Source organism: Pseudomonas sp. GD03842 (genome assembly GCF_029841165.1).
In the GTDB taxonomy this organism is placed as follows: domain Bacteria; phylum Pseudomonadota; class Gammaproteobacteria; order Pseudomonadales; family Pseudomonadaceae; genus Aquipseudomonas.
In genome coordinates this window covers 150,175-174,758 of record NZ_JAOCEA010000005.1, presented here as the reverse complement: position 1 = coordinate 174,758, position 24,584 = coordinate 150,175, and the positions used below count along the sequence as shown (strand labels likewise).

17 protein-coding genes are annotated in these 24,584 nt (G+C 60.7%); 5 read left to right on the top strand and 12 right to left on the bottom strand.

Annotation, left to right across the window (positions count from 1 at the left end; all coding sequences use genetic code 11):
• Positions 1–28 precede the first annotated feature (28 nt).
• The 8 genes from N5D61_RS09415 to glnE form a co-directional block, all read right to left on the bottom strand.
• Entirely contained in the window at positions 29–1,468 is a 1,440-nt protein-coding gene (locus tag N5D61_RS09415) for a lipopolysaccharide kinase InaA family protein (RefSeq protein WP_279892246.1), read from the bottom strand.
• Between the two features lie 73 nt (positions 1,469–1,541).
• Positions 1,542–2,297 (bottom strand): lipopolysaccharide kinase InaA family protein, encoded by a 756-nt coding sequence (locus tag N5D61_RS09410; protein WP_279892244.1) that lies wholly within the window; start codon positions 2,295–2,297, stop codon positions 1,542–1,544.
• A complete protein-coding gene (locus N5D61_RS09405) occupies positions 2,294–3,028 on the bottom strand; it encodes a lipopolysaccharide kinase InaA family protein (RefSeq protein ID WP_108237355.1) in 735 nt (244 codons plus the stop codon). Before N5D61_RS09405 ends, N5D61_RS09410 begins: the two co-directional genes overlap by 4 nt.
• Positions 3,028–3,834 (bottom strand): lipopolysaccharide core heptose(I) kinase RfaP, encoded by an 807-nt coding sequence (gene rfaP, locus N5D61_RS09400; RefSeq protein ID WP_279892241.1) that lies wholly within the window; start codon positions 3,832–3,834, stop codon positions 3,028–3,030. The genes N5D61_RS09405 and rfaP overlap by 1 nt, the downstream gene beginning before the upstream one ends.
• Positions 3,831–4,955 (bottom strand): glycosyltransferase family 4 protein, encoded by a 1,125-nt coding sequence (locus tag N5D61_RS09395; RefSeq protein WP_108237357.1) that lies wholly within the window; start codon positions 4,953–4,955, stop codon positions 3,831–3,833. The genes rfaP and N5D61_RS09395 overlap by 4 nt, the downstream gene beginning before the upstream one ends.
• Positions 4,955–6,019, bottom strand: a complete 1,065-nt coding sequence (waaC, locus tag N5D61_RS09390; protein WP_279892239.1) for a lipopolysaccharide heptosyltransferase I — start codon at positions 6,017–6,019, stop codon at positions 4,955–4,957. Before waaC ends, N5D61_RS09395 begins: the two co-directional genes overlap by 1 nt.
• A gap of 1 nt (position 6,020) precedes the next feature.
• Positions 6,021–7,055 carry a lipopolysaccharide heptosyltransferase II gene (gene waaF, locus N5D61_RS09385; protein WP_279892237.1) on the bottom strand — a complete coding sequence of 345 codons (1,035 nt, stop codon included), beginning with the start codon at positions 7,053–7,055 and terminating at the stop codon, positions 6,021–6,023.
• A gap of 269 nt (positions 7,056–7,324) precedes the next feature.
• Entirely contained in the window at positions 7,325–10,276 is a 2,952-nt protein-coding gene (gene glnE, locus N5D61_RS09380) for a bifunctional [glutamate--ammonia ligase]-adenylyl-L-tyrosine phosphorylase/[glutamate--ammonia-ligase] adenylyltransferase (RefSeq protein ID WP_279892235.1), read from the bottom strand.
• A 386-nt stretch (positions 10,277–10,662) separates the two neighbouring features.
• On the opposite strand from glnE, the gene aceE reads away from it, so the two are divergent.
• From aceE to msrA, 4 genes are all read left to right on the top strand, one after another.
• Positions 10,663–13,311: a pyruvate dehydrogenase (acetyl-transferring), homodimeric type gene (gene aceE / locus N5D61_RS09375; RefSeq protein ID WP_279892233.1), complete on the top strand. Its 2,649-nt coding sequence runs from the start codon at positions 10,663–10,665 to the stop codon at positions 13,309–13,311.
• Positions 13,312–13,453: 142 nt separating this feature from the next.
• Positions 13,454–15,109 (top strand): dihydrolipoyllysine-residue acetyltransferase, encoded by a 1,656-nt coding sequence (gene aceF / locus N5D61_RS09370; protein WP_279892231.1) that lies wholly within the window; start codon positions 13,454–13,456, stop codon positions 15,107–15,109.
• 448 nt (positions 15,110–15,557) lie between these two features.
• Complete coding sequence (locus N5D61_RS09365; protein ID WP_108237363.1) at positions 15,558–18,251, top strand: EAL domain-containing protein; 2,694 nt, start codon at positions 15,558–15,560, stop codon at positions 18,249–18,251.
• Between the two features lie 103 nt (positions 18,252–18,354).
• A complete protein-coding gene (msrA, locus tag N5D61_RS09360; RefSeq protein ID WP_108237364.1) occupies positions 18,355–19,014 on the top strand; it encodes a peptide-methionine (S)-S-oxide reductase MsrA in 660 nt (219 codons plus the stop codon).
• Positions 19,015–19,202: 188 nt separating this feature from the next.
• Here msrA and rlmJ read toward each other — a convergent pair whose 3' ends face one another.
• Positions 19,203–20,045 carry a 23S rRNA (adenine(2030)-N(6))-methyltransferase RlmJ gene (rlmJ, locus tag N5D61_RS09355; protein WP_108237365.1) on the bottom strand — a complete coding sequence of 281 codons (843 nt, stop codon included), beginning with the start codon at positions 20,043–20,045 and terminating at the stop codon, positions 19,203–19,205.
• 92 nt (positions 20,046–20,137) lie between these two features.
• Positions 20,138–20,617 (bottom strand): hypothetical protein, encoded by a 480-nt coding sequence (locus N5D61_RS09350; RefSeq protein WP_279892228.1) that lies wholly within the window; start codon positions 20,615–20,617, stop codon positions 20,138–20,140.
• Positions 20,618–21,023: 406 nt separating this feature from the next.
• Here N5D61_RS09350 and N5D61_RS09345 point away from each other — a divergent pair, with 406 nt between their 5' ends.
• Complete coding sequence (locus N5D61_RS09345) at positions 21,024–21,287, top strand: hypothetical protein (RefSeq protein ID WP_108237367.1); 264 nt, start codon at positions 21,024–21,026, stop codon at positions 21,285–21,287.
• Positions 21,288–21,405: 118 nt separating this feature from the next.
• Here the strand turns inward: N5D61_RS09345 and N5D61_RS09340 are convergent, their stop codons facing one another.
• Both N5D61_RS09340 and N5D61_RS09335 read right to left on the bottom strand, forming a co-directional pair.
• Positions 21,406–22,509: a GlxA family transcriptional regulator gene (locus tag N5D61_RS09340; protein WP_108237368.1), complete on the bottom strand. Its 1,104-nt coding sequence runs from the start codon at positions 22,507–22,509 to the stop codon at positions 21,406–21,408.
• Positions 22,510–23,086: 577 nt separating this feature from the next.
• On the bottom strand, positions 23,087–24,463 hold the full coding sequence (locus N5D61_RS09335; RefSeq protein WP_108237369.1) for an L-serine ammonia-lyase: 1,377 nt from the start codon (positions 24,461–24,463) through the stop codon (positions 23,087–23,089).
• Positions 24,464–24,584: the final 121 nt, after the last annotated feature.

The window sequence follows — 24,584 nt, the reverse complement described above, 5'->3', positions numbered from 1 at the left end:
GTGGCCATACAGCGCCACCACTTGAACCTCACGAGAGCTTCGGCAGGCGCTGCTCCAGCAACTGGTGCAGCGCGCTGTCGGCGGGCCAGTTGCGCATGAACCGGGCGCGGTCTTTGGCAAAGGCTGCCGCGAATGCACTTGCAGAGCTGTGCTGGCACATAGCGTCGAGGTCGATCAGCGCCCAGCGATCCTGATGCCAGAATACATTGTGCCCTTTCAGATCACCGTGGCTGATGCGCTCACGCACCAACTGGGCGAACAGACGATCCAGCGCCTGCAACTCGGTTTCCGGCGCATCGCCGGAGGCCACGTAGGGCGCGAACCGTTCGATGATGTCCGGCCCTGGCAAATACTCCGTCACCAGGTACGCCTTGCGTCGCAGCCAGAAAAAACGCTGCTCCAGCAATGCCAGTGGTTTTGGCGTTGCGATACCGAGAAACATCAGGCGGTTGCCCTCGCGCCAGGAGTGCCAGGCCCGGCTCGGGCGCCAGAAACGCTTGAGCCAGTGAGCGAAGTTCTTGATGTTGTAGCGCTTGATCACCAGCGCCCGCCCATCGACGTCGGCTTTGGCCACACTGGCCGCGCCACCGGTTTTGTAAAGGTGGCCGCGGTCGATCAGCGTATCGGCCTGCTCGAGCACCGGCACCATCGCGGCCTCTTCTTCGCGGCGAATCGCGCGCAGACCGAACGGGCCGTCGCTGACGCTGAACAAACTGCACTCACGACCGACCTTGATCAAGTAATCCGCCAGGCGCCACCGACTGACCTTGTCGATCTGCTTCTGCAGCGCCTCGACCGGCAGGGCGTGTTCGCCATTGCTCAACAGGTAGTAGACCAACAGTTCTTCAGTGAAGGGCTCCAGTGCCTTGGGCAATTGGGCGAAGAACACCCCGAGGTTTTCCAGCACTTTCTGACGAGACAGCGGCTTGCCCGGCTCCTCGGCCCGAATGCCGGCACCGTCGATCAGGTACAGATGGCCGTTCTGGCGGAGCAGATTGTCCAGGTGCAAGTCTTCCTGCCACAGACCTTTGGCGTGCATCTGGCCGATGGCGCCGAGCGCTTCGCTGAGCACGGCGGTCTGCTCATCGGCGAGCGGGGGCAGGTGCTCGACCGCCTTCCAGGCATCCCCGAGGGATTGGGCGCGATCGAGAAATTCGAACAACAGCCAGCCGCCCTCGCCCTCCTGCAGCCCGTCAGCCAGCAGCTTCGGCGTGGCCAGGCCTTGATCGGCAAGCCACTGCACGCCTGTGCGCTCACGCTGAAAATGCCGCGGCGCCTTGTGCCCCACGAGCAACTTGGCCAGTACCGGACGCCCACGCCATATGCCTGCGCCCACATAGCGCTGCCCCGGCAGCACACGCAACAGGCTGAGTAACTGCAAGTCAGCAGGGCCCGCCGCATCCGCCAAAGTGATGCTCATCGGCAACGCGGGGGTACGGCCGGCGGTTTTCAGTTCAGACAGACGCATCGGCATCCTCTTCAATCTTGCTTGATCCAGATGGCTCATCTGGCAGACAACATCACCCGCAGGGGTGAACGTTTTAACGATGGCTGCGCTTATGGCTGCCGCGTCTGGCCAACCGCTGCCACCATGCATCGATCAACCCGCTGTCAATGGGGGCTTGCAGGTAGCTGGCAAGCAGCTCGCGAATTTCCGCTTCGTTCCACATCGGTGCGCGCCGCAGCAGCGGCTCGATGTCCTTGACCCGGTCGCGTTGGCCAAAGATCGCTCTGCGCGTCTTTTCCAGGTCGATCAATTGCGCCTGATATTCGCCGCCATTGGCCTTGAGGAAAATATGCTTGGGGTAGAAACAACCATGCACCTGCCCTGCCTTGTGCAGTGTACGCGCCAGTTGGCCACAGGCCTGGAGAATTGCCAGGCGCTGAGTGGCCGCCATCTCGCCCCAATGGGTCAGCAGGGTATCGAGATCGGTCCAGCCATCCAGGGCGCGGGTCATCAGGATGGCCCGGCGCTCGCCATCGACCTTCTTCTCGCCGTAGAACACGGCGTGCAGCGCCGGTATGCCAAGCTTCTGATAAAGACGGATATTGCGAAACTCGCGGGAAAACGAGGGTTCGCCGAACGGGTGATGCAAGGTATGCGTCAGGTAATTGCTCTGGCGCTTGAGGTAGAAACCCGATCCTTCGAGGTCCAGACGGAACACACTGCTCCATCCGCCCCGCCCGGTATTGGGCTCGTCGACGGCGTCCAGTTCAAGCGCCCAAAGCGGGTCAAAGGCCGCCAGGCCGTGGCGCTCCAGCAGCGAACGGTCGGCATCGGCAATAAAAACACTCATTCGCGCCCCTCGAAAAAGCTGACGATATGGCGAATACGTTTCTTGTCCGAATCGTTCAGGCGCTGGCGCCCGCGGTATTGCAGATAGAAACGCAGTCGCTGGGTGGCGGACAAGTGGTATTTGGCGACCTTGTCCAGACATGCCAAGTCCTTGGTGATGCGGTAACGCAACATGAAGCTGACCCAGAACGCGCCGTTGGGGCAATCGATCAGGAACACCGTTGACTGATCGTCCACCAGCAGGTTGCGCCACTTCAGGTCGTTGTGGGTGAAGTGATGGTCATGCATCGTGCGGGTGTAACGCGCCACTTGCTGGCTGATCCCTTCGACCCACGCGCGATCGGCCAGGCGTTCGTCTTGGTGCTTGGCCAGCTCGGACAAATCTTCAGTACGCGGCAGCTCGCGGGTAATCAACGCCCCTCGATCGTAAGCGGCGCCCTTGCGCTCCAGCCCCCAGGCCACCACTTCGGCCGTTGGAATGCCCCACTTGGCGAAACGCTTGAGGTTTTGCCACTCGGACTTGACCCGAGGTCGCCCCAGGTAGCGTCGCAGACCTTTACCCGCAGCCGAGTAGCGCTTCACGTAATAGTGGATGCCGCCGCGCTCGACGCGGATCACTTCTGACAGCGGGTCACGGGTCAGGCGCTCTCCCTGCAAGGCGAAGACCGCGTCCAGCGAGCCAAAATCATCGGCCAGTGCAGCGTACTCAGGTTCCAGATTCCAACCCGCCATCAGAGCGCATCCCCGTATCGCAGCTTGCGCTGATACAGCTTCTCGGCCTTGGCCTCCAGCCAATCAAGGAGCGCCGACTCTTCGGCGAGGATCTTGCGCAGCGGCTGTTGGAAGTAGCCTTTGAGAAAGCGCAGCTTGTCGCGGCGGGTCAGGCCGATATCCAGCGCAGAAAAATAGAGCGCGGCCAGATCCTTGTTACGCCAGCGCCGGGTGATACGCGGTCGGGTCTGAGCACGGTGCAGATCGATCACCGACAGCTTGAAGCTGTCCGGGGTGACCGGCGTGTCGGTGTGCAGCAGGAAGTGGCACAGATAGCAGTCACGATGGTTGACCCCCGCGCGATGCATCGTGCCGACCAACCTTGCGATTTCGGCGATGTACGCCCGCTTCATCCGAGGCTCGGGCGGGACTTTCACCCAGTCGATGCTGACGTCTTCCATGCTTTCAGTGGGCGCCAGCTCTTCGGTGATGATGAAAGAATGCTGGGCGGCGGGGTTGCTTCCTCGCTCACCGTAGGCCACCGACGTCATGGTAGGCACACCAGCCGCCTTCAAGCGATTGATCGCTTCGAACTCTTTGCCGGCGCCCAATACCGGCAACTTGGCGGTCAGCAGGTTCTTCGCGACTTCTCCCCAACCAATGCCCCGATGGATCTTGACGAAATAGCCACGGCCATTGACCTCGGTACGCAGAGTGCGGCGGTTTTCCAGCTCGCGGTACACCTGGCCCTGCAATGCCTCGACCGCTTCGAACGCATCGCGCCCGGCCCAGAGGCTCTTGAAAGGTTCTTCAAGCATCAGCTTCATCCGCGGTGCTCCGCCAGAATCACATCCGCTGCGTGCTGCGGCATGCTGTAAAGGTCAGCCGTGTCGGCGAACGCCAGCCCGTTCCTGCCCCAGGCGGCACGCAAGGCATCATCCTTGAGCACACGTTCGAGGCAATCGTTGAGCTGGTGTTGTTCGAAGGGCTCATCGAGCACCAGGCCGCTGTCGGCCTCGGCAATGTAATGGGCGTAGCCGCACACCGCGCTGACCAGCACCGGCAACCCGGCGACCAGCGCTTCGAGCAGGACGGTGCCGGTATTTTCGTTGTACGCCGGGTGAATCAACAGGTCGGCGCCCAGCAGGAAGCGCGGGATATCGCTGCGCCCTTTCATAAACGTCACGTTGTCGGTCAGGCCCAGCGCGGTGCTCTGCATCTGGAACAGCTTGGGGTCGTCCTGGCCGATGACGAACAGACGAGTACGCTTGCGCAAGTCTGCTGGCAAGGCCGCGAGCGCCTTGAGACTGCGGTCGACCCCCTTGGTCTTGAACCCGGAGCCGATCTGCACCAAAAGCAGATCGTCGGCGTCCAGCTCGAACTCGCGACGGAAGTCAGCCCGGATCTGGGCTGCATCGGGCGGCGCGCGGCGGTCCTGAGAGATGCCCGGCGGCAGCAAATGGAAACGCTCCAGCGGCGTGCCGTAATGCTTGATGAACAGCGGCTGCTGCACTTCGGAGATCATCAGCACCTCGGTCTTGGCGTCCTTCGCGAATACCGCGCGCTCATAGTCCGCGAAATGACGATAGCGGCCCCAGTATTTGTAAAGGCCGTGGCGCAGGTTCTGCGCTTTGTCCTCATAGCACCCGTCGGCGGCGTAGTACACGTCCAGCCCTGGCATCTTGTTGAAGCCGATCAAGCGGTCAACCGGACGCTTGGCCAAGTCGGCATTCATCCAGTCGGTGAGTTTTTCGTTGCGCCGGTGATTGAAGATCGCCTTGACCGGTGCCACCAGCACCTCGAAGCCGGGAGGCACGTCACCTTCCCAGATCAGCGTGTAGACGCGAATCGAATGCCCACGCCGCTGGCACTCCAGGGCGATGCGCATGAAATCGCGCTGCAAGCCGCCGAAGGGAAAATACTTATAGAGCACGAATGCCAGTTGCATCACAGGTGTTCCTTTGCCAGCAACAGCGAGCTCAACCGGCTCGCTACTCGCTCGGGATTCAGGCGAGTGAAGCACATCGGCCACTCGCGTTCGATATCGACCTGACGCCGGTCTTCGGCGGTGGGGCGATAGGTGCATTTTTTCTGCAGGCAGGGTGCACAGGCCGGGTAGTCAGCCGCCAGGTGAACCTGCGATTTGCCATAGGCGCCGGTCAGGCCCGGATTGGTAGGCCCGAACAACGACAGCGTGGGCACGTCCAGCGCAGCCGCCAGGTGACCCAGACCGGTATCCACGGCCACACAGCCCTGAGCGCCGGCCAGAACCTGAGCAACGCCTGCCAGATTCAATTTGGGCAGCACAACTGCTTTATCAAGCCCTTGGGCGATACGCTCAGCCCGCGCCTTCTCTGACGGGTTGCCCCACGGCAGGTGCACTTCCAGGCCTTGCCCGATCATGCGCTCGGCCAATTGGCGCCAGTACAGCTCGGGCCAGTGTTTGGTATCCCACGTCGTGCCGTGCAGGAATAGAACGAACGGCGCGCCGCGTTCACCGCTCAGCAGACGGCTGCGGTCCAGACCATAATCGCCGACCCCTGCGGGTACTGGGTACCCCAGCGCCTGGGCGAACAATTGCCGCAAGCGTTCGACGGCGTGCTGGCCGCGGGCGACGGGATACGGGTGATCATAAAAGTGCGCGGCCAAGGGCTCACGCGCAGAGCTTTTGTCCAGCCCCGAAATTGGCGCCTTGACGTAACGGGTCAGCCACGCGCTTTTCAGCAGGCCCTGGGCGTCAATCACCCGATCGTAACGGGTGTCGCGCAGGCGCTGTTTGAACTGGCGCCACTGGCCGTTCTTGAAAGTCTGCCAGAGGTTTTTGCGCCAGCGACGAATCGCCACCGGAATCACCCCGGACACCGCGGGATGCCAGGTAGGAATCTCGGCGAAGCCTTCTTCCACCACCCAGTCGAACTGAATGCCAGGAATGGCGCGGGCAGCGTCGGTCAGCGCAGGCAGGGTGTGAATGACGTCACCCAACGACGAAGTCTTGATCAGTAGTACCCGCAAGTCAGGCAACCTCGACCGGCGTGCCACTCAACTGGGCCAGCGCTTGGATCACCGAATCCGGTTCCAGGAGACGCAGGCAGTTGTAGTGGCCGAAACGGCAGGTGCGTTCGAAGCATGGGCTGCATTCGATGCCCAACTGCACGATTTCGACCTGATCGGCCAGAGGCGGCGTAAAGCTGGGCGAGGTCGAGCCATACACGGCGACCAAGGGACGGTTGAGCGACGCGGCCACATGCATCAGGCCTGAATCGTTGGAGACCACGGCGTCAGCGCAGGACAGCAGATCAATGGCCTCGGCCAGCGAGGTCGCGCCGCTGAGGTTGCTCGACTCCTCACGCAAGCCGGGAATCAGCCGCTCACGGATGCTTTCGCCCACCGCGTGATCGTTTTTCGAGCCGAACAGCCAGACTTGCCAGCCTTCGCGAATCTTCGCTTCGGCCACTTTGGCGTAATGCTCGGAAGGCCATCGCTTGGACTCACCGAATTCGGCGCCAGGGCACAGGGCCAACACCGGGCGGTCGAGCGTGAGCCCGAACTTGGCCAGTGCGGCATCGCGGCTGGTGGCTTCAATCCGCAAACTCGGCTGCGGATAAGGACGCGGAATTTCAGCACCTTTGTCAAAGGCCAGCGCCATGAACCGCTCGATCATCAGCGGGTATTTCTGTTTGTCCAACAGGCGAACGTCATTGAGCAGGCCGTAGCGAAATTCGCCCCGCCACCCCGTCCGCTTGGGAATGCCTGCAAAAAAAGGCACCAAGGCCGACTTCAAGGAATTGGGTAACAGGATCGCCTGATCGTACTGGCCCTTCAGAGATTGGCCGATGCGTCGGCGCGTTGCCAACTCCAGTGCGCCGTGGCCGAGCGGAAAGCTCAAGGCCGTGCGCACCTCGGGCATGCGCTCGAGGAGCGGCCGACTCCATTCAGGGGCCAGCACATCGATTTGGCATTGCGGGTGTCGCTGTTTCAGGCACTGGAACAGCGTTTGCGCCATCACCATGTCACCGACCCAGCTGGGCCCTACGATCAGAATTCTCATGCTCAATCCAAAACGACCAGAAACGAGCAGGGAGGCCGATCAGGCTGCGTGACGCTTCCACACAGCCTGACGCCTCCCTGTCATAGCTTTATATAAATCCAACAAATTCGGACCCTGTGGCGTTGGTTCTGACGCCATCGCGGGCAAGCACGCGCCTACAATGGAACGCAGCGCCCCGATCAATCCCGATTTTCCGTAGAAACGCGATGTACCGGTGGCGCGCTTGCCCGCGATGGGGCCGAAGGCTTCCGTGAAGAATCCTTCATGCTTCAACTCAACCCCAACTGCCCCCAGATCCGCATCACTTGACGCCGTTCGACTGCGAACTGATCACCGCTGACCACACCCGCATCCTTTTGCAGCGCTTGTCGGTGGGCGGCGGAACGGTAGGCTTTATACACCTCGCGCAACAAGCTGGCATCTGCGGGGGGCATCAGTCCTGCTGCTTCCAGCCCTTCGAGAATACGAATGTTATCGGTGTAGCGAAGTAGCGCGGGATGCTCTCTGGACCAGGCCAAGGCCGCGTATTGCACCATAAATTCGATATCGACGATACCACCGGCATCCTGCTTGAGGTCGAACGATGCCGTGGGTTCGAAGGCATTTTCGCCCTTGCCTGCTGCGGTGCTGCGGGTCCCGAGGTTGTCGCGCATCTTGGCGCGCATGTCGCTGACCTCCCGGCGCAACGTATCCAGATCGCGCTCGCGCCCCAACACCGAAGCGCGTACGGCTTCGAACCCTTGCCCCACGTCCGCGCTGCCGACCAACACCCGTGCACGGACCAGGGCCTGGTGTTCCCAGGTCCAGGCTTCGTTTTCCTGATAGCGCGAAAATGCGCCCAACGAACTGACCAGCAGCCCCGCCGCCCCCGAGGGCCGCAGACGCATGTCCACTTCGTAGAGCTGGCCCGAGTTCGTCTGCGTGGTGATCAGGTGAATGATCCGCTGCCCCAGACGCGTGAAGAATTGCGCGCCATCGATGGGCTTGGGACCGTCGGTCTCGGCCTGGGGATCGCCATCGTGGATGAACACCAGGTCCAGGTCCGAACCATGACCCAGTTCAATCCCCCCGACCTTCCCGTAGCCGACGATCACGAAACCCGGATCGCACAAACTGCCATCCGGACGGCGCGGCGCACCGTGACGCGCAACGGTGTGTCGCCACGCCAGTGCCAGAACCTGCTCCAGAATGGCCTCGGCCAGCCAGGTCAGGTAATCGCTGACTTTCATCAACGGCAAACTGCCAGTGATCTCCGAGGCAGCCACCCGCAGACGATGTGCCAGCTTGAAATGACGCAACGCTTCCATTTGCTGCTCAAGATCGTCTTCAGGGATACGGGTCAGGCGTTCGCGCAGCTCGGCAGCCAGTTCAAGCGCCTTTGGCGGGCTGAACAGGCGCCCCTCGTTGAGCAACTCGTCGAGCAGCAACGGGAAGCGCGCGATCTGCTCGGCAATCCAGGGACTGGCCGCGCACAGGGTCAGTAAACGGCGCAGTGCGTCGGGGTTTTCGGTCAGCAGGACCAGGTAGGCCGAGCGCCGAGCCACTGCCTCGACCAGAGGCAGCACTCGCTCGAGCACCAGATCGGGATTGTCATGCTCGACGGCTTGGGCCAGCAGGCGTGGGATGAATGCGTCAAGACGCTCACGCCCCAGCCGTTGCATCGAACGCAGTTGTGAGCTGTTGCGCAGATTGCTTAAGTGCCTGAGGGCTTTCTGGGCATCGGCGAAACCTGCTTCTTGCAGTTGGCGACAGGCGGCTTCCTCGTTCTGCGATTCTTCCCACAGCGGCAACCATTCGCCGCCGACGATCTCGTCACCGCCGTACGCCTGCCCTTCTTCCTCATCCGGGTCGGCGATCACTTGGCGGAAATGCCATTCGATCCGACCCCGCCAGTGCATCAGCGTCTGGTGAAACGCGCTCCAATCGGCAAACCCCATGATGAAAGCGACACGCGCTTGATCACGGGGGTCATCGGGCAGCATTTGGGTTTGTCGGTCGGCGATGGCCTGAATCGCATGCTCGGTGTAGCGCAGGAATTCGTAGCCGTCGCGAAGCTCGGCGATGACGGAACTCGGCAGATAACCCTGCCCTTCGAGGGTGCGTAACACCTTGAGCAGAGGGCGTTGCTGCAGGCTCAGGTCACGTCCGCCGTGGATCAACTGGAAAGCCTGGGCGATGAACTCCACCTCGCGAATACCGCCGGCCCCCAGCTTGATGTTGGCGGCCATGCCTTTACGACGGACCTCCTGTTGAATCAGTTGCTTCATCGTGCGCAGCGCTTCGATGGCGGAAAAGTCCAGATAGCGTCGGTAAACGAAGGGCCGCAGCATCTCCAGCAGCTCCCGGCCGCGAGCCTGATCGCCCCCGACCACTCGCGCCTTGATCATGGCGTAGCGTTCCCAATCGCGCCCTTGATCCTGGTAGTACTGCTCCAGAGCGTTGAAGCTGAGCACCAACGCGCCGGACGAACCGTAGGGCCTCAAGCGCATATCGACACGGAACACGAAACCGTCGACCGTCACTGGATCCAGCGCCTTGATCAAGCGCTGGCCGAGACGAATGAAAAACTCCTGGTTATCCAGCGGGCGTTTGACTCCGTGTGTCTCACCGCCTTCGGGGTAAGCGAAGATCAGATCAATGTCCGACGACAGGTTGAGCTCCACGGCCCCCAGCTTGCCCATGCCGAGGATGACCATCTGCTGAGGCTCGCCGCTTCGACGCCCAGTCGGCACACCGAATTGCTGGCAGTGTTTGTCGTACAACCACCGATAGGCGAGGTCGATACTGCCATCGGCCATGTCGGACAGGTCGCGGCATGTTTCTACCAAGTCGGCCTGGCGAGTGACATCGCGCCAGATAATTCGGACTTGCTGCCGCGTCCGTTGACGACGTAGATTACGCCCCAGCTCATCGTCGGTGTTCGCTTCGGCAACCGCAGCGGCGATGTGCTCACGCAGCTCGTGGGCCGCAAAGCTGCGCTCCAACTCACCGGATTCGGCGAGATCGAGCAGCATTTGCGGGTCGCGTCCGACGTGTTCGGCGACGAAGTCGCTGGCCGCGCAGACGCGCTCGAAAGCCGCCAGACGTTCGGCAGGCCAGGCCTCGAAAGCAGCCAGGCTCGCGTCGTTCAACGCGGCGAGCGCCGCTCGGACGGTGTGTTGCGCACGAGTGACCAGCGGCAGCAGTGAGGCTGGCAGATCGGCCAGCGAAGGAAGGCTCATGGTCTATCCTTGATCGGCGTTCGAAGGCCGGCCCGGAACCAGTGGTGTACCGCAACATCCGGTCGGACTGTCGAACAAAGGTTAAAAATTGCTGGTATTTGCCTGTTTTTGATTGCCAGCATCAGACGCCCGCTGATCTTTTTATGGTTTCTACCAACATTTTTCATTTGATTCATCGCAAAACTTGGGCGAAAACATCGCCCAACTGTAGTTTTACTACTGTATATACAAGTCAAAAAGCTGAAACAGCCAAAGATTTGTAGTAAAACTACACGGAGCCGGACACCTCTCCGGTCATCCAAGAATTTTACGTCGTCTGCCCACAAGGCCAGTCGCAACAAACTCAGGCAACCGATTCTGGAAGCCTTTCCGCCCTGGAGCAAGCCATGCAAGACCTCGATCCCGTCGAAACCCAGGAATGGCTGGACGCCCTGGAATCGGTTCTCGACAAAGAAGGCGAAGACCGCGCTCACTACCTGATGACCCGTCTGGGTGAACTCGCCACTCGCAGCGGTTCGCAACTGCCCTATTCCATCACCACGCCTTACCGCAACACGATCCCCGTTACCCGCGAAGCACGCATGCCCGGCGACCTGTTCATGGAACGCCGCATCCGTTCGATCGTTCGCTGGAACGCCTTGGCGATGGTCATGCGCGCGAACATGCAGGACCCCGATCTGGGTGGCCACATCTCCACCTTCGCCTCCAGTGCGACGCTCTATGACATCGGCTTCAACTATTTCTTCCAGGCCCCGACCGAGGAACACGGCGGCGACCTGATCTATTACCAAGGCCACGCTTCACCGGGTATCTATGCTCGCGCCTTCCTCGAAGGCCGCTTGAGCGAAGAACAGATGCTCAAATTCCGTCAGGAAGTCGATGGTGGCGGCCTGTCGTCGTACCCGCACCCACACCTGATGCCTGACTTCTGGCAATTCCCGACCGTTTCCATGGGTCTGGGCCCGATTACCGCGATCTACCAGGCACGCTTCATGAAGTACCTGGAAAACCGTGGCTTCATCCCGGCTGGCAAGCAGAAAGTCTGGTGCTTCATCGGTGACGGCGAGTGTGACGAGCCGGAAACCTTGGGCGCCATCTCCCTGGCCGGTCGTGAAAACCTCGACAACCTGATCTTCGTCATCAACTGCAACCTGCAGCGCCTCGACGGCCCGGTTCGCGGCAACGGCAAGATCATTCAGGAACTCGAAGGCGTGTTCCGTGGCGCCAACTGGAACGTCAACAAGGTCATCTGGGGTCGCATGTGGGACCCATTGTTCGCCCAGGACGAAGATGGCCTCATGCAGCGCCGCATGGACAAAGCCATCGACGGCGAGTACCAGAACTACAAGGCCAAAGACGGCGCCTACGTGCGCAAGCACTTCTTCGGCGACGATCCGGAACTGCTCAAGCGCGTCGAGAACCTCTCCGACGACGAGATCTGGAAACTCAACCGTGGCGGCCACGACCCGTACAAGGTCTACGCGGCGTACCATCAGGCGGTCAACCACAAAGGCCAGCCTACCGTCATCCTCGCCAAGACCATCAAGGGCTACGGAACCGGTGCGGGCGAGGCGAAGAACACCGCGCACAACACCAAGAAAGTCGATATCGAGTCGCTGAAGAAATTCCGTGATCGCTTCGACATCCCGCTGAACGATTCGGAACTCGAATCGCTGCCGTTCTATCGTCCGGCCGAAGACAGCGCGGAAATGAAATACCTGCGCAAGTGCCGCGAGAAACTGGGCGGCTCGCTGCCACAGCGCAACCGCGGCAACATCAGCATCCCGACCCCAGGCCTGGATACGCTGAAATCCATCCTGGACGGCTCCGGCGACCGCGAAATTTCCACCACCATGGCGTTCGGTCGCATCCTCGCCTCGCTGGTGAAAGACAAGGAACTGGGCAAGCGCATCGTTCCGATCCTCGCCGACGAAGCGCGTACCTTCGGTATGGAAGGCATGTTCCGTCAGTTGGGCATCTACTCCCCAGTCGGCCAACTCTACGAGCCAGTCGACCGCGACCAGGTGATGTACTACCGCGAAGAGAAGGACGGCCAGATCCTGCAGGAAGGCCTCAACGAGGCGGGCGCGTTCTCCTCGTTCATCGCTGCCGGTACTGCCTACAGCAACTACAACACCCCGATGCTGCCGGTCTACATCTTCTATTCGATGTTCGGCTTCCAGCGCATCGGCGACCTGGCCTGGGCGGCGGGCGATGCCCAGACGCGCGGTTTCCTGCTGGGCGGCACGTCCGGCCGGACCACGCTCAACGGTGAAGGTCTGCAACACGAAGACGGCCACAGCCACCTGCTGGCCAGCACCATCCCGAACGTGCGCAGCTACGACCCTGCCTATGCCTACGAGCTGGCGGTGATCATGCAGGAAGGCACGCATCGGATGATGACCCTGCAGGAAAACGTCTACTACTACATCACCGTGATGAACGAGAACTACCATCAGCCAGCGATGCCGGCCGGGGTAGAGCAAGGCATCATCAAGGGCATGTACCTGCTGGAAGAAGACAAGCGCGAAGCGGCTCATCACGTTCAACTGATGGGCTCCGGCACCATCCTCAACGAAGTGCGCGAAGCGGCGAAGATCCTGCGCGAGCAGTTCAATATCGGGGCTGACGTCTGGAGCGTCACCAGCTTCAACGAATTGCGCCGCAACGGGCTGGCCGTTGAGCGCAGCAATCGCCTGAAACCCGGTCAGAAGCCGCAACTGAGCTACGTTGAAGAGTGCCTGAACGGCCGTAAAGGTCCGGTCATCGCTTCGACCGACTACATGAAACTGTTCGCTGACCAGATCCGTCAGTGGGTTCCGACCAAGGAATACAAGGTTCTGGGCACTGACGGCTATGGCCGCAGCGACAGCCGCAAGAAGCTGCGTCACTTCTTCGAAGTCGACCGTCACTTCATCGTGCTGGCGGCTCTGGAAGCCTTGGCTGATCGCGGCGATATCGAACCGAAAGTCGTGGCGGAAGCCATCACCAAGTTCGGCATCGACCCTGAGAAGCGCAACCCGCTGGACTGCTGAGCGTAGGTCGAGAAGAGCGCTGAACGCATGCGCGAAACAGCCGCCGATGCGGAATTTACTTCGGTAAATGAGCATCCCCGGCTGTTTCGTTGCTGGCGCAACAGCGCAGTCGAGTGAACAGGTTCTCCTGAGGAGAGACATTGTGAGTGAGTTAATTCGTGTACCCGACATCGGCAGCGGTGACGGTGAAGTCATTGAGTTGTTCGTCAAGGTCGGTGATCGCATCGAGGCCGACCAAAGCCTCCTGACCCTGGAGTCGGACAAGGCCAGCATGGAAATTCCGGCGCCGAAAGCCGGTGTCGTCAAAGCACTGAAAGTGAAGCTGGGCGACCGTCTGAAAGAAGGCGACGAACTGCTGGAACTGGAAGTGGAAGGCGACGCGGCCGCCGCACCGGCGGCTGAACCTGCTGCCCAGGCCCCTGCTGCCCCGGCGCCCGCCGCCGAGCAACCCGCTGAAGCCGCGCCTGCACCTGCCGCCGCGCCTGCTGCTGCCGCAAGCGAGTCGGTTCAGGATATCCATGTACCGGACATCGGCTCGTCGGGCAAAGCTCGCATCATCGAGTTGCTGGTCAAGGCCGGCGACAGCATCGAAGCGGATCAATCGCTGATCACGCTGGAATCGGACAAAGCCTCGATGGAGATTCCTTCTCCAGCGGCAGGCGTGGTCGAAAGCATCAGCGTCAAGGTCGAAGACGAAGTCGGCACTGGTGACCTGATCCTGAAACTGAAGGTCGCGGGCGCTGCTCCGGCTGCCGCACCGGCTCCAGCCGCTGCTCCGGCTCAAGCCCCGGCCAAGGCTGAAACCCCTGCCGCCGCATCGGCTCCCGCTCCAGCGCCAAAAGCTGAAGCGGCACCGGCCGCAGCTCCAGCTGCAAGCGGTGCAAAAGTCCACGCAGGCCCGGCAGTTCGCCAACTGGCGCGTGAGTTCGGCGTCGAGCTGAACGCTGTGACGGCTACCGGCCCACACGGCCGCGTCCTGAAGGAAGACGTGCAGGCGTACGTCAAATCCATCATGACCAAGGCCAAAGACGCTCCGGCTGCTGCTGGCGCGACCGGCGGCATGGGCATCCCTCCTGTTCCGGAAGTCGATTTCAGCCGTTTCGGTGAAATCGAAGAAGTGCCGATGACTCGCCTGATGCAACTGGGCGCGACCGGCCTGCACCGCAGTTGGCTGAACATTCCCCACGTCACGCAGTTCGACCAAGCCGACATCACCGACCTGGAAGCTTTCCGCGTCGCGCAGAAAGCCGTCGCTGAAAAAGCGGGCGTGAAGCTGACCGTGCTGCCATTGCTGCTCAAGTCCATCGCGCACCTGCTCAAGGAAATGCCGGACTTCAACAGCTCGCTGGCCCCTAGTGGCAAAGCGGTCATTCGCAAGAAGTACTTCCACATCGGCTTCGCCGTGGATACCCCGGACGGTCTGCTGGTGCCGGTGATCAAGAACGTCGACCAGAAGAGCCTGTTGCAACTGGCGGCGGAAGCGGCCGAGTTGGCCGAGAAAGCCCGCTCCAAGAAGCTGTCGGCCAACGACATGCAAGGTGCCTGCTTCACCATCTCCAGCCTCGGCCACATTGGCGGCACAGGCTTCACGCCGATCGTCAACGCGCCGGAAGTCGCGATCCTGGGCGTGTCCAAGGCCACCATGCAGCCCGTTTGGGACGGCAAAGCCTTCCAGCCTCGCCTGATGCTGCCGCTGTCGCTGTCCTACGACCACCGCGTGATCAATGGTGCTGCGGCTGCGCGTTTCACCAAGCGTCTGAGCGATCTGCTGGCGGACATCCGGACGATCTTGCTGTAAGTCGCACGGGGCCCGCTCCCACGAGCGGGCCTTGGCAGTTTTCGAGCGCCACGCTCGTACCTCAACCCCGCTCAATCAGCGGGGCTTTTTTTGCCGAAGATATGACAGATGGTAGGAGCGCGCTTGGTCTGGGCCGCATCCGGACGATTGGGCATGCCTGCCACCCACAGCGGTGAATGTGCCACCGCCGTCGTCCGGATGCGGCCCAGACCAAGCGCGCTCCTGCGGTCTGCTGGTCGCCGACACTCACGAATAACAACCACTTACCCGCCCTTTACGACAATTCCGACCAACAACCTTTAGTTAATCCACGATTTGCCGACAGATTTATAGCACTAAGCCATCGCGCTCACTTGTCAGCCCGTGCGCCATGATGCAACCTTGCGACACGCGATTTAACGATGGGTTTCTGCCCACGCGCGACCGTACTCTCAAAGCGAGTTCCTTCATGAAAAGCCAACCTGATGCTGCCGCAAGATCGGCAGCCGAGGTCGTGACGCAATTGCCGGTGCCCTCGCGGCTCGGCATGTTGCGTTTCGAGCGGCTGAATGAAGCCAGTTGGGCAATGCTTTACCTGGACCCCAACTGCGAAAAGCAATTCGACATGCCCGCCATCGAGCTGTGCGCCCTGATCGGGGCGCCGTACGCCAGCCTCATGGAGCCCGAGGCACGCTATCAGTTGCACGACTCGGTGCAGACGCAGCTCAGCAAGCACTCGCACTACATCATCCGCTATACCCTGCACACCACCCGTGGGCCGCTGGGCCTGATGGAGATCGGTGAAGGCTACCGACAGCACAATCGGGAACTGTTGCGGGGCTACCTGATGGTGGTCAGCGACGTTTTCGACCCCAGCGAGCTCGCCTTCTCCCCCGACCTGGAAGTCCAGAATTCGCGCCTACAGATCGCGCTGGAGCTCAACCAGCGGGCGCAGCACGAACAATTGCAGCACCTGGAGCGCGTGCGTGCTCAGCAGAACCTGATTTTGCGGCTGACCCGCCATCGTTATCGATCCAGTGATTCGCTGCAGGAAGCGGCCGAGCTGATCACCAAAAACGCCTGCGAAATCTACGACATCGACCGCGCAGCCATCTGGAATCTCAACGGCCAGGTGCTGGAGCCCATTGCCGAGTACAGCCGTGCAGCCGATGAGTACCGCAAGGGTGCGCCCATCGATATCAGCCGCTACCCCAGTTACTTGGAAGCCCTGCACAACAGCCGCGCCATCGACGCTCACGATGTGCAACATGACCCACGCACCCGCGAACTGGCCGAGAGTCTAGGCCCGCGTGACATCAACGCCATTCTCGACGCCAGTATTCGTATCGATGGCCATGTAGTCGGTGTGCTGTGCCTGGAACAGACCGGCGTCACCCGTGAGTGGCAATCGGACGAGATCGCCTTTGCGGGCGAATTGGCCGATCAATTCGCCCAGGCCATCAACAACCACAACCGGCGCGCCGCAACCAATGCACTGCACCTGTTCCAGCGAGCGGTGGAGCAAAGCGCCAATGCGTTCCTGCTGGTGAACCGCGAGGGCGTGGTGGAGTACGTCAACCCAAGTTTCACGGCAATCACCCAATACACCGCCGAGGAGGTCCAGGGCCAGCGCCTGTCCGAGTTGCCGGCGCTGGAGAACCTCGACACGCTGCTGCTCGATGCCAATTCCAGCCTGGTCAGTGGCAACAGTTGGCAGGGCGAATTCAAAAGTCGGCGCAAGAACCTGGAACCCTATTGGGGCCAGCTCTCGATCTCCAAGGTCTACGGCGATAACCGCGAACTGACCCATTACATCGGCATCTACGAAGACATCACCCAGGCCAAGCTCTCCCAGCAACGGATCGAGCGCCTGGCGTATACCGACAACCTGACCAACCTGGGCAACCGGCCGGCATTCATTCGCACCCTCGACGAGCATTTCGCCCGCGACGTCGAAACGCCGATCAGCCTGTTGCTGGTCGACATCGACAACTTCAAGCGCATCAACGACAGCCTCGGCCATCAGACGGGCGACAAGCTGCTGATCAGCCTGGCGCGCCGCCTGCGCAACAGCCTGAGCCCGAGCGGTATTCTGGCGCGCTTTGCCAGTAACGAGTTCGCCGTGCTGCTGGATGACACGGCACCGGAAGAAGGTCAGCGCATCGCACAACAGGTGCTGACGACCCTCGACAAGCCCATGTTCGTCGACAATCAGCTGATCAGTGTCACAGGCTCCGTCGGCCTGGCTTGCGCGCCGTTGCATGGCCGCGATCCACAGACGTTGATGAAGAACGCCGGGCTCGCGCTGCACAAGGCGAAAGCCAACGGAAAGCATCAGGTTCAGGTCTTCACCGAGGCGCTCAACGCAGAGGCCAGCTACAAGCTGTTCGTCGAAAACAACCTGCGGCGCGCGCTGACCCAGAACGAACTCGAAGTCTTTTACCAACCCAAGCTCTGCCTTCGCACAGGCCGGCTATTGGGCTTGGAAGCGCTGCTGCGCTGGAACCACCCGGAAAAGGGCATGATTCGTCCGGATCAGTTCATCAGCGTGGCCGAGGAAACCGGCCTGATCATCCCCATCGGGAAATGGGTCGCGCGCCAGTCCTGCCGCATGAGCAAGCAACTGAACGCTGCCGGTTACGGTAACTTGCATGTGGCAATCAACGTGTCGCCCAAACAGTTCTCGGACCCGGAACTGGTCAGCTCGCTGGCCAACATTCTGCGAGAGGAACAGCTCGACCCCTCATTGCTCGAACTCGAGTTGACGGAGGGTCTGCTGCTGGAGGCGACGGAAGATACGCGGCTGCAACTGGAATCGTTGAAGACGCTGGGCCTGACCCTGGCCATGGACGACTTCGGAACCGGCTATTCGTCCTTCAGTTACCTGAAGAAATTCCCCATCGATGTGATCAAGATCGACCGCAGTTTCATCCGCGACATTCCGGATGACCAAGACGATATGGAAATCACCTCGGCGGTCATCGCCATGGCGCACAACCTCAAGCTGACGGTGGTGGCCGAGGGCATCGAAACGGCCGAACAACTGGCCTTCCTGCGCCGTCATCGCTGCGATGTCGGCCAAGGGTATCTGTTCGACAAGCCCATTCCCGGCGAAGACCTCATCAACGCCTTGCGTCGCTACCCTCGCGTCAGCCGCGGCTGAACCCTTCCCTGCTCTGCCCTTGTGCGGCAAACTGGCCGCCTTGATCGGAATCAGAATCCTCTGACTTCACTTAGCCGTTATCTGTCCAGAGAGGATCGACCTCATGGCCTTGCGCTCGGAAATTCTTGTGAACAAAAGTGATATGCCCACCGCCCAGCAAGCCTTGCCGGGCCGCGAAACGCCGATGGCGCTCCCTGAAACACACTTCGTCAACGGTCGTCCACTACTGGGACCGTTCTTCGAGGACGTGGAGTTCGCAATCTTCGGTCTGGGTTGCTTCTGGGGTGCGGAACGTCGTTTCTGGCAACGCGAAGGCGTCGTCAGCACGGTCGTGGGCTACGCCGGTGGCTTTACACCAAATCCGACCTATGAAGAAGTCTGTTCGGGGCTGACCGGGCATAGCGAAGTGGTGCTTGTGGTCTACGAGCCTGCGAAGGTCAGCTACGAAGCGCTGCTGGCGATGTTTTGGGAACTGCACAACCCGACTCAGGGCATGCGTCAGGGCAACGACATCGGTACTCAGTACCGCTCGGTGATCTACGCCACCACACCTGACCAATTGGACGCTGCGAAGAAAAGCGCCGAGGTGTATCAGGCCGAATTGAGCAAAGCCGGCCTGGGTCAAATCACCACGGAAATCGATCAGGCGCCGACGGTTTATTTCGCCGAGGCTTATCATCAGCAGTACCTGGCGAAGAACCCGCAGGGTTACTGCGGCATTGGCGGAACCGGGGTGTGCATGCCACCGAGCCTGAATCGCTGATCATCCCGTAGAAGCGCTTGCCCGCGATAGCGTCGGTACCCCGACAGCGTGGGTGACTGATACTCCATTGTTGCAGGCAAGCGCGCTTCTACAGATCGAGCGGGGCGAACTCAAACCTTTCAGACACCCTCATGCCCCTTAGCAGCCCGGCTTGCCAGCAATAGCCCCCTCTCCAAACCGCCACGGCCTCACGCCTCGGCAATCAGCCAATCCAACCGCCAGTCACCCTTGGTTTGCGCCAGCTTTTCTGCCAGCCATGGCAGCAATTCACGCAGTTCTTCTTCCAGCCCCCACGGCGGGTTGGCGATGGCCAGGCCCGAGCCGTTGAGGCTGTTCGGCGTTTCCAGCGGGTGCACCAGCAGCTCGACACGCAGCAGTTTGGGCGCGCCTGTCTCGGCCAGCTCCTGATAGAAACGCTTGAGCGCGCGCGGATCCTTGATCGGGTACCAGATCGCCGCCACGGTCTGACGCATCCGCCCGATCGTCTCCTTGAGCGCTACCGAGCAGCGCTTCATCTCGTCCAACTGCTCGAACGGCGGATCGATCAGCATCACCGCGCGTTTTTCCTGCACCGGCAGCAAAGCACGCGGAACATGCCAGCCTTCGCCCAGATGCACGGCCACGCGCTTGTCATACTTCATGTTGTCCTTGAGCAGTACGCCGTCTTCCGGATGCTTCTCGTTGAGCAGCACGCGGTCTTGCTCGCGTGTCACGCGGCGCGCCAGCTCAGGGGAACCGGGGTAATAACGCAACTCGCCGGTCTTGCGGTTCATGTGACGGATCACATCCAGATACCCGGCCGCCACGGCGGGCACGTCGGTAGCGTCCCATAGACGGCCAATACCTTCGATCCACTCGCCCGTGCGGGTGGCCTGATCGCCTTGCAGATCGTAAAGGCCAATGCCGGCATGGGTGTCGAGGTACGCGAGCGGTTGCTCCTTGCGCGACATCAGCGCAATCAAACGAGTCAGGACGATGTGTTTCAAGACGTCGGCGTGGTTGCCAGCGTGAAAGGCGTGACGGTAGTTCATGGCGGCTCCTGGAAGGCTGCGGAGTTTAGCAAACCAGGCTTGTTTTGGCAGACGCTTCGTCTGTCACGTTTGATCGCCAAACGCCTTCACCTTCAACGTGCGTCGGGCTCTGCATACCGTTTGGAGACACCTTCGAGGGACCGCACACGCCCCACACTGAAGGGGCAGGGTTTCAGCATGACGGTGTCGGAAGGCGCGGCCAGACACGCCGGATAATCGTAGAAATCTGCCCAGCGATTCACGACCTCGTACCCGCCGGCTTTCAATTGATTGAAGTTCCAGTTGTTCAACATGGCAGGCCCTGCCAAGTTGCCCTCGCAATCGCGAAGCTTGACCTCATCACTCCCCTTGAACGTGATTAGACAGCGCATCTTCTTGCCATCGGGGGAGTGGATTCTGATCTGAAAATAGCCATTACCGATGTTGACCAGCTCCCAAACGCCCGGATTTTCAGCGCCGAGCTCAATTTCGCCTCGTGGCGCCTGAGAAGGTTCTTCCGCTTGAACAGCCGTCCAGCCAAAGGCATGTGAACATGAGACATGACAGGCAGCATTGCACTGCCAGGCGCGCAAGACGGTTCACTCCATGCATTGCGCTCCTCCATAAGGTCTTTAGTGGCCACCTCGATATGACCCCTTTTTTCAAGATAGCGAACGGGAACGCAGGGCTTGGAACGATCCGAAATAATGATTAAAGCGAATCGCGATTAGGCGAAATGGTAGGCGTCTTTTCAACAGGCAAAAAAAGCCCCGGTCAAGCCGTTACGAAACCGGGGTTGAGGCATTTGTCCGGGCCATAAGGTGACCAACCCAAGCTTCGGACAATGATGAGTGAAGCCATTATGTGGATTTAACTAACCGGTTACATAGCTAAAACCGACACCCTGTTGCGCATGCCAGACATCGCCTGCGACAGGTATTGCCGAGTGCGCAGCGCGCTCCCAGAATCTGTGCAACCTCAATAAAAGGAGCGAGCCTCATGATGCATGCAGACCTGATCGACCAGGACGATCTTCTCGGCCAACTCAGAGCCATCGGTTTTGAAATGCCGTCAGGTGCCACGGCCGAGCAAGCGTGCGCTCAGGCCGTCTGCGGCCTCAATGAAGACCGCGCCCGCGCATTGCGGCAGCTGGTCGAGAAGATGCTCAGCGGCAGCGCGACCATCCTGCCTGCCGTGCGCCAGGCGATCGATCAACAGTTGTTGCCGGCGCTGGCGTCGTACAACAAGAGCAAGGCGCACTGAGCGTTCATCTTTGCAGATGCGCGCTTGCCCGTGATGACGGTGTGTCTGCACCCAATACGGCGGCTGACACGCCCTGTTCGCGGGCAAGCGCGCTCCTACGGCCTTACGGTGTGAGTGCTTACAACCTCACACTCGCGAACGTCGATTCGTTGCGCGCCTGGCTCAAGGCCGACAGCGGACCGGAGAGGGGAGCCAGCACCATTGCTTGCGGAATCGGCATCATCGCCACCTGCTGGGCGGTGTTGGAGCCGACACGCTCATCCCGTGGCGGAATGCCGAAGTACTCGCGGTAGCACTTGGAGAAGTGCGGCGTTGAGACAAAACCACAGACCGAAGCCACTTCGATGATCGACATCGGCGTCTGCTTGAGCAGTTGCCGGGCCCGGATCAGGCGCAACTTGAGGTAGTAGCGCGACGGCGAGCAATGCAGGTACTTCTGGAACAGCCTTTCCAACTGACGCCGCGACACCGAGACATAGACGGCCAGTTCATCGAGGTCGATCGGCTCTTCGAGGTTGGCCTCCATCAACGCGACGATTTCCTGAAGCTTGGGCTGATTGGTCCCCAGCATGTGCTTGAGCGGCACGCGCTGGTGATCCTGCTCATTGCGAATGCGCTCATAAACGAACATTTCGGAAATCGCGGCGGACAGCTCACGACCATGATCACGGCTGATCAGGTGCAGCATCATGTCCAGCGGCGCCGTGCCACCGGAGCTGGTGAAGCGGTTACGGTCCAGTGTGAACAGACGCGTGCTCATGGCCACGCGCGGGAAGGCTTCCTGCATCGCCGCCAGACATTCCCAGTGCACGCTGCAATCGAAGCCGTCGAGCAAGCCAGCGCATGCCAACGCCCAACTGCCGGTGCAGACCGCGCCCAGACGACGGGACTGACGGGCCTGGCTCTGCAGCCAGCTCACATGTTCACGGGTGACGGTGCGTTGAATCCCGACGCCGCCGCAGACGATCACGGTGTCCAGCACCGGCGCCTTGTGCATGGCTGCGTCAGGGGTGATCTGCAGACCGTCGCTGGCCCAGACCTGGTTGCCGTCGACGCTCAACGTGGTCCAGCGATACAGCTCACGGCCGGAAAGTTGGTTGGCCATACGCAGTGGCTCAACCGCAGATGCGAGAGAGATCAGTGTGAAATTGTCCAACAGCAGGAAGCCGATGGATTGAGGCGCACGGTTCTGGGGTTGAGCCCCGGAGTTGAACGAAGTCATCACGGTATCTCCTCACACGAAAAGCGGTTGATGGCCCCAAGTCGAGGCTCTTGTTGTTTCGCCCTCATCGCTGGAGAGCTTTGTGTATTGCAACGCAAATGCCATGCCTAAAGTTGAATGAGCATTCAATAACTCTTGTTTGCGACGTCGCGAAGCGTCTATTCGGGAGCGACATGGCTGTTCCGTTAGCGACCTATCGATTGGGAAGCCGCGGGAATGGCGGGCGGGATGAGCAATTCGGTAGCACTCGCGCGAATCAGCGAAAGGTCACCCCGGGGCGAGTGTCACTTCATGCACAGCCGACCGGCGGCAGAAGCGGCTGACGTCGTGTGGCATGGCATTGCGCTATGCCCCCACACTTTACGCGCCAAAAGGCAGCGGCAGGTCTGGCGCGTGATCGAAAAGCGAGCAGTGTCGACAGACCGCTTCAACGGCAGCTGATCGTTCCCACGCTCCGCGTGGTAACGCCGCTCAGGACGCTCCGCGTCCATCGACGGGTGACGCGGAGCGTCACAGGAGCCATGCCCACGCAGAGCGTGGGCACGATCAGGTTCTGCGTCAGATCGTAACGAGGTGTTCAGCACTCCACTGCGCTGACAGCCAGGCCGCCGCGGGAGGTTTCCTTGTATTTGTCGTGCATGTCTGCACCGGTGTCGCGCATGGTGCGAATCACTCGGTCCAGCGAAATGAAATGCTCGCCATCGCCCCGCAAGGCCATCTGCGCTGCGTTGATGGCTTTGACGGCGGCAATCGCGTTGCGCTCGATGCAGGGCACTTGAACCAGGCCGGCCACCGGATCACAGGTCAGCCCCAGGTTATGCTCCAGGCCAATTTCAGCCGCGTTGCACAGCTGTGGAGGCGTCGCTCCCAAAATATCCGCCAGCCCTGCTGCGGCCATTGCGCAGGCCGAGCCCACTTCGCCCTGGCAACCGACTTCCGCACCGGAGATCGACGCATTCTTTTTGCAGAGAATGCCGATCGACGCCGCCCCCAGAAAGTAATCCACCACGTTGGCTTCGCTCACGTCATCGCTGAACTTGACGAAGTAATGCAACACCGCGGGGATAATGCCCGCCGCCCCATTGGTCGGTGCCGTGACCATGCGCCCCCCTGCTGCGTTTTCTTCGTTGACCGCCAGCGCGAACAGATTGACCCACTCCATGGCGTTGAGGGTCGACCCAATCACGTTCGGCTTGCCCAGCTCCTGCAGGCTGCGATGCAACCGTGCGGCACGGCGACGTACATTCAACCCGCCCGGCAGGACGCCCTCCTCTTTCAGGCCGTGCTCGACGCAATCCTGCATCGCCTTCCACAGCCGCATCAGGCCGGCGCGAATTTCGCCTTCGCTGCGCCAAACCTTCTCGTTTTCCATCATCAATTCCGACACACGCAAGTTGTGCTGCTTGCACAGCCTGAGCAATTCTTCGGCGCTGGAGAATTCATAAGGCAGAACGGTGTTATCGGCGTCGAGTACACCACTGGCGGCTTGTGCCTCGTCCACCACGAAACCGCCACCTACCGAATAATAGGTGTCGCGGTGCAGCTCGCCGTTGGCGTCGAAGGCGATGAGGCGCATGGCGTTGGGGTGGTACGGCAAGTTTTCGTCGAGCAACAGCATGTCGCGCTGCCAGATGAACGGCACCGGGTGGTCACCATTGAGTTTCAGAGTCTCGGTTTCGCGCAGTTCGGCAATATGACGACCGATCTGGGAAGGATCGATTGCATCCGGCCATTCGCCCATCAAGCCCATGATCACCGCATTGTCACTGCCGTGACCGACACCGGTCGCGGACAGCGAGCCGTATAGACGGACTTCGATGCGATCGACCTGCGCCAGACGGTCGTTTTCACGCAAGCTTTGAACGAACAAGGCCGCCGCTCGCATCGGCCCGACGGTGTGGGAGCTCGAGGGGCCGATTCCGATCTTGAACAGGTCGAACACGCTGATAGCCATTTACCGCAAACCTCCGAATAACAGGGCTTCCGGCACGCCAGGCGGCCGGCGACGGAGCTGCTACGCTTCAAGCTGCGACCCGTCGAGATAGCCGCATCATCAGCCTTTTATCCAGAAGGGC

What these genes read in the sequence shown, in the direction of transcription:
- N5D61_RS09415 (WP_279892246.1), bottom strand. Translation starts at nt 1,468, where the DNA reads ATGCGTCTGTCTGAACTGAAAACCGCCGGCCGTACCCCCGCGTTGCCG.
- N5D61_RS09410 (WP_279892244.1), bottom strand. Translation starts at nt 2,297, where the DNA reads ATGAGTGTTTTTATTGCCGATGCCGACCGTTCGCTGCTGGAGCGCCAC.
- N5D61_RS09405 (WP_108237355.1), bottom strand. Translation starts at nt 3,028, where the DNA reads ATGGCGGGTTGGAATCTGGAACCTGAGTACGCTGCACTGGCCGATGAT.
- rfaP (WP_279892241.1), bottom strand. Translation starts at nt 3,834, where the DNA reads ATGAAGCTGATGCTTGAAGAACCTTTCAAGAGCCTCTGGGCCGGGCGC.
- N5D61_RS09395 (WP_108237357.1), bottom strand. Translation starts at nt 4,955, where the DNA reads ATGCAACTGGCATTCGTGCTCTATAAGTATTTTCCCTTCGGCGGCTTG.
- waaF (WP_279892237.1), bottom strand. Translation starts at nt 7,055, where the DNA reads ATGAGAATTCTGATCGTAGGGCCCAGCTGGGTCGGTGACATGGTGATG.
- glnE (WP_279892235.1), bottom strand. Translation starts at nt 10,276, where the DNA reads ATGAGCCTTCCTTCGCTGGCCGATCTGCCAGCCTCACTGCTGCCGCTG.
- aceE (WP_279892233.1), top strand. Translation starts at nt 10,663, where the DNA reads ATGCAAGACCTCGATCCCGTCGAAACCCAGGAATGGCTGGACGCCCTG.
- N5D61_RS09365 (WP_108237363.1), top strand. Translation starts at nt 15,558, where the DNA reads ATGAAAAGCCAACCTGATGCTGCCGCAAGATCGGCAGCCGAGGTCGTG.
- msrA (WP_108237364.1), top strand. Translation starts at nt 18,355, where the DNA reads ATGGCCTTGCGCTCGGAAATTCTTGTGAACAAAAGTGATATGCCCACC.
- rlmJ (WP_108237365.1), bottom strand. Translation starts at nt 20,045, where the DNA reads ATGAACTACCGTCACGCCTTTCACGCTGGCAACCACGCCGACGTCTTG.
- N5D61_RS09345 (WP_108237367.1), top strand. Translation starts at nt 21,024, where the DNA reads ATGATGCATGCAGACCTGATCGACCAGGACGATCTTCTCGGCCAACTC.
- N5D61_RS09340 (WP_108237368.1), bottom strand. Translation starts at nt 22,509, where the DNA reads ATGACTTCGTTCAACTCCGGGGCTCAACCCCAGAACCGTGCGCCTCAA.
- N5D61_RS09335 (WP_108237369.1), bottom strand. Translation starts at nt 24,463, where the DNA reads ATGGCTATCAGCGTGTTCGACCTGTTCAAGATCGGAATCGGCCCCTCG.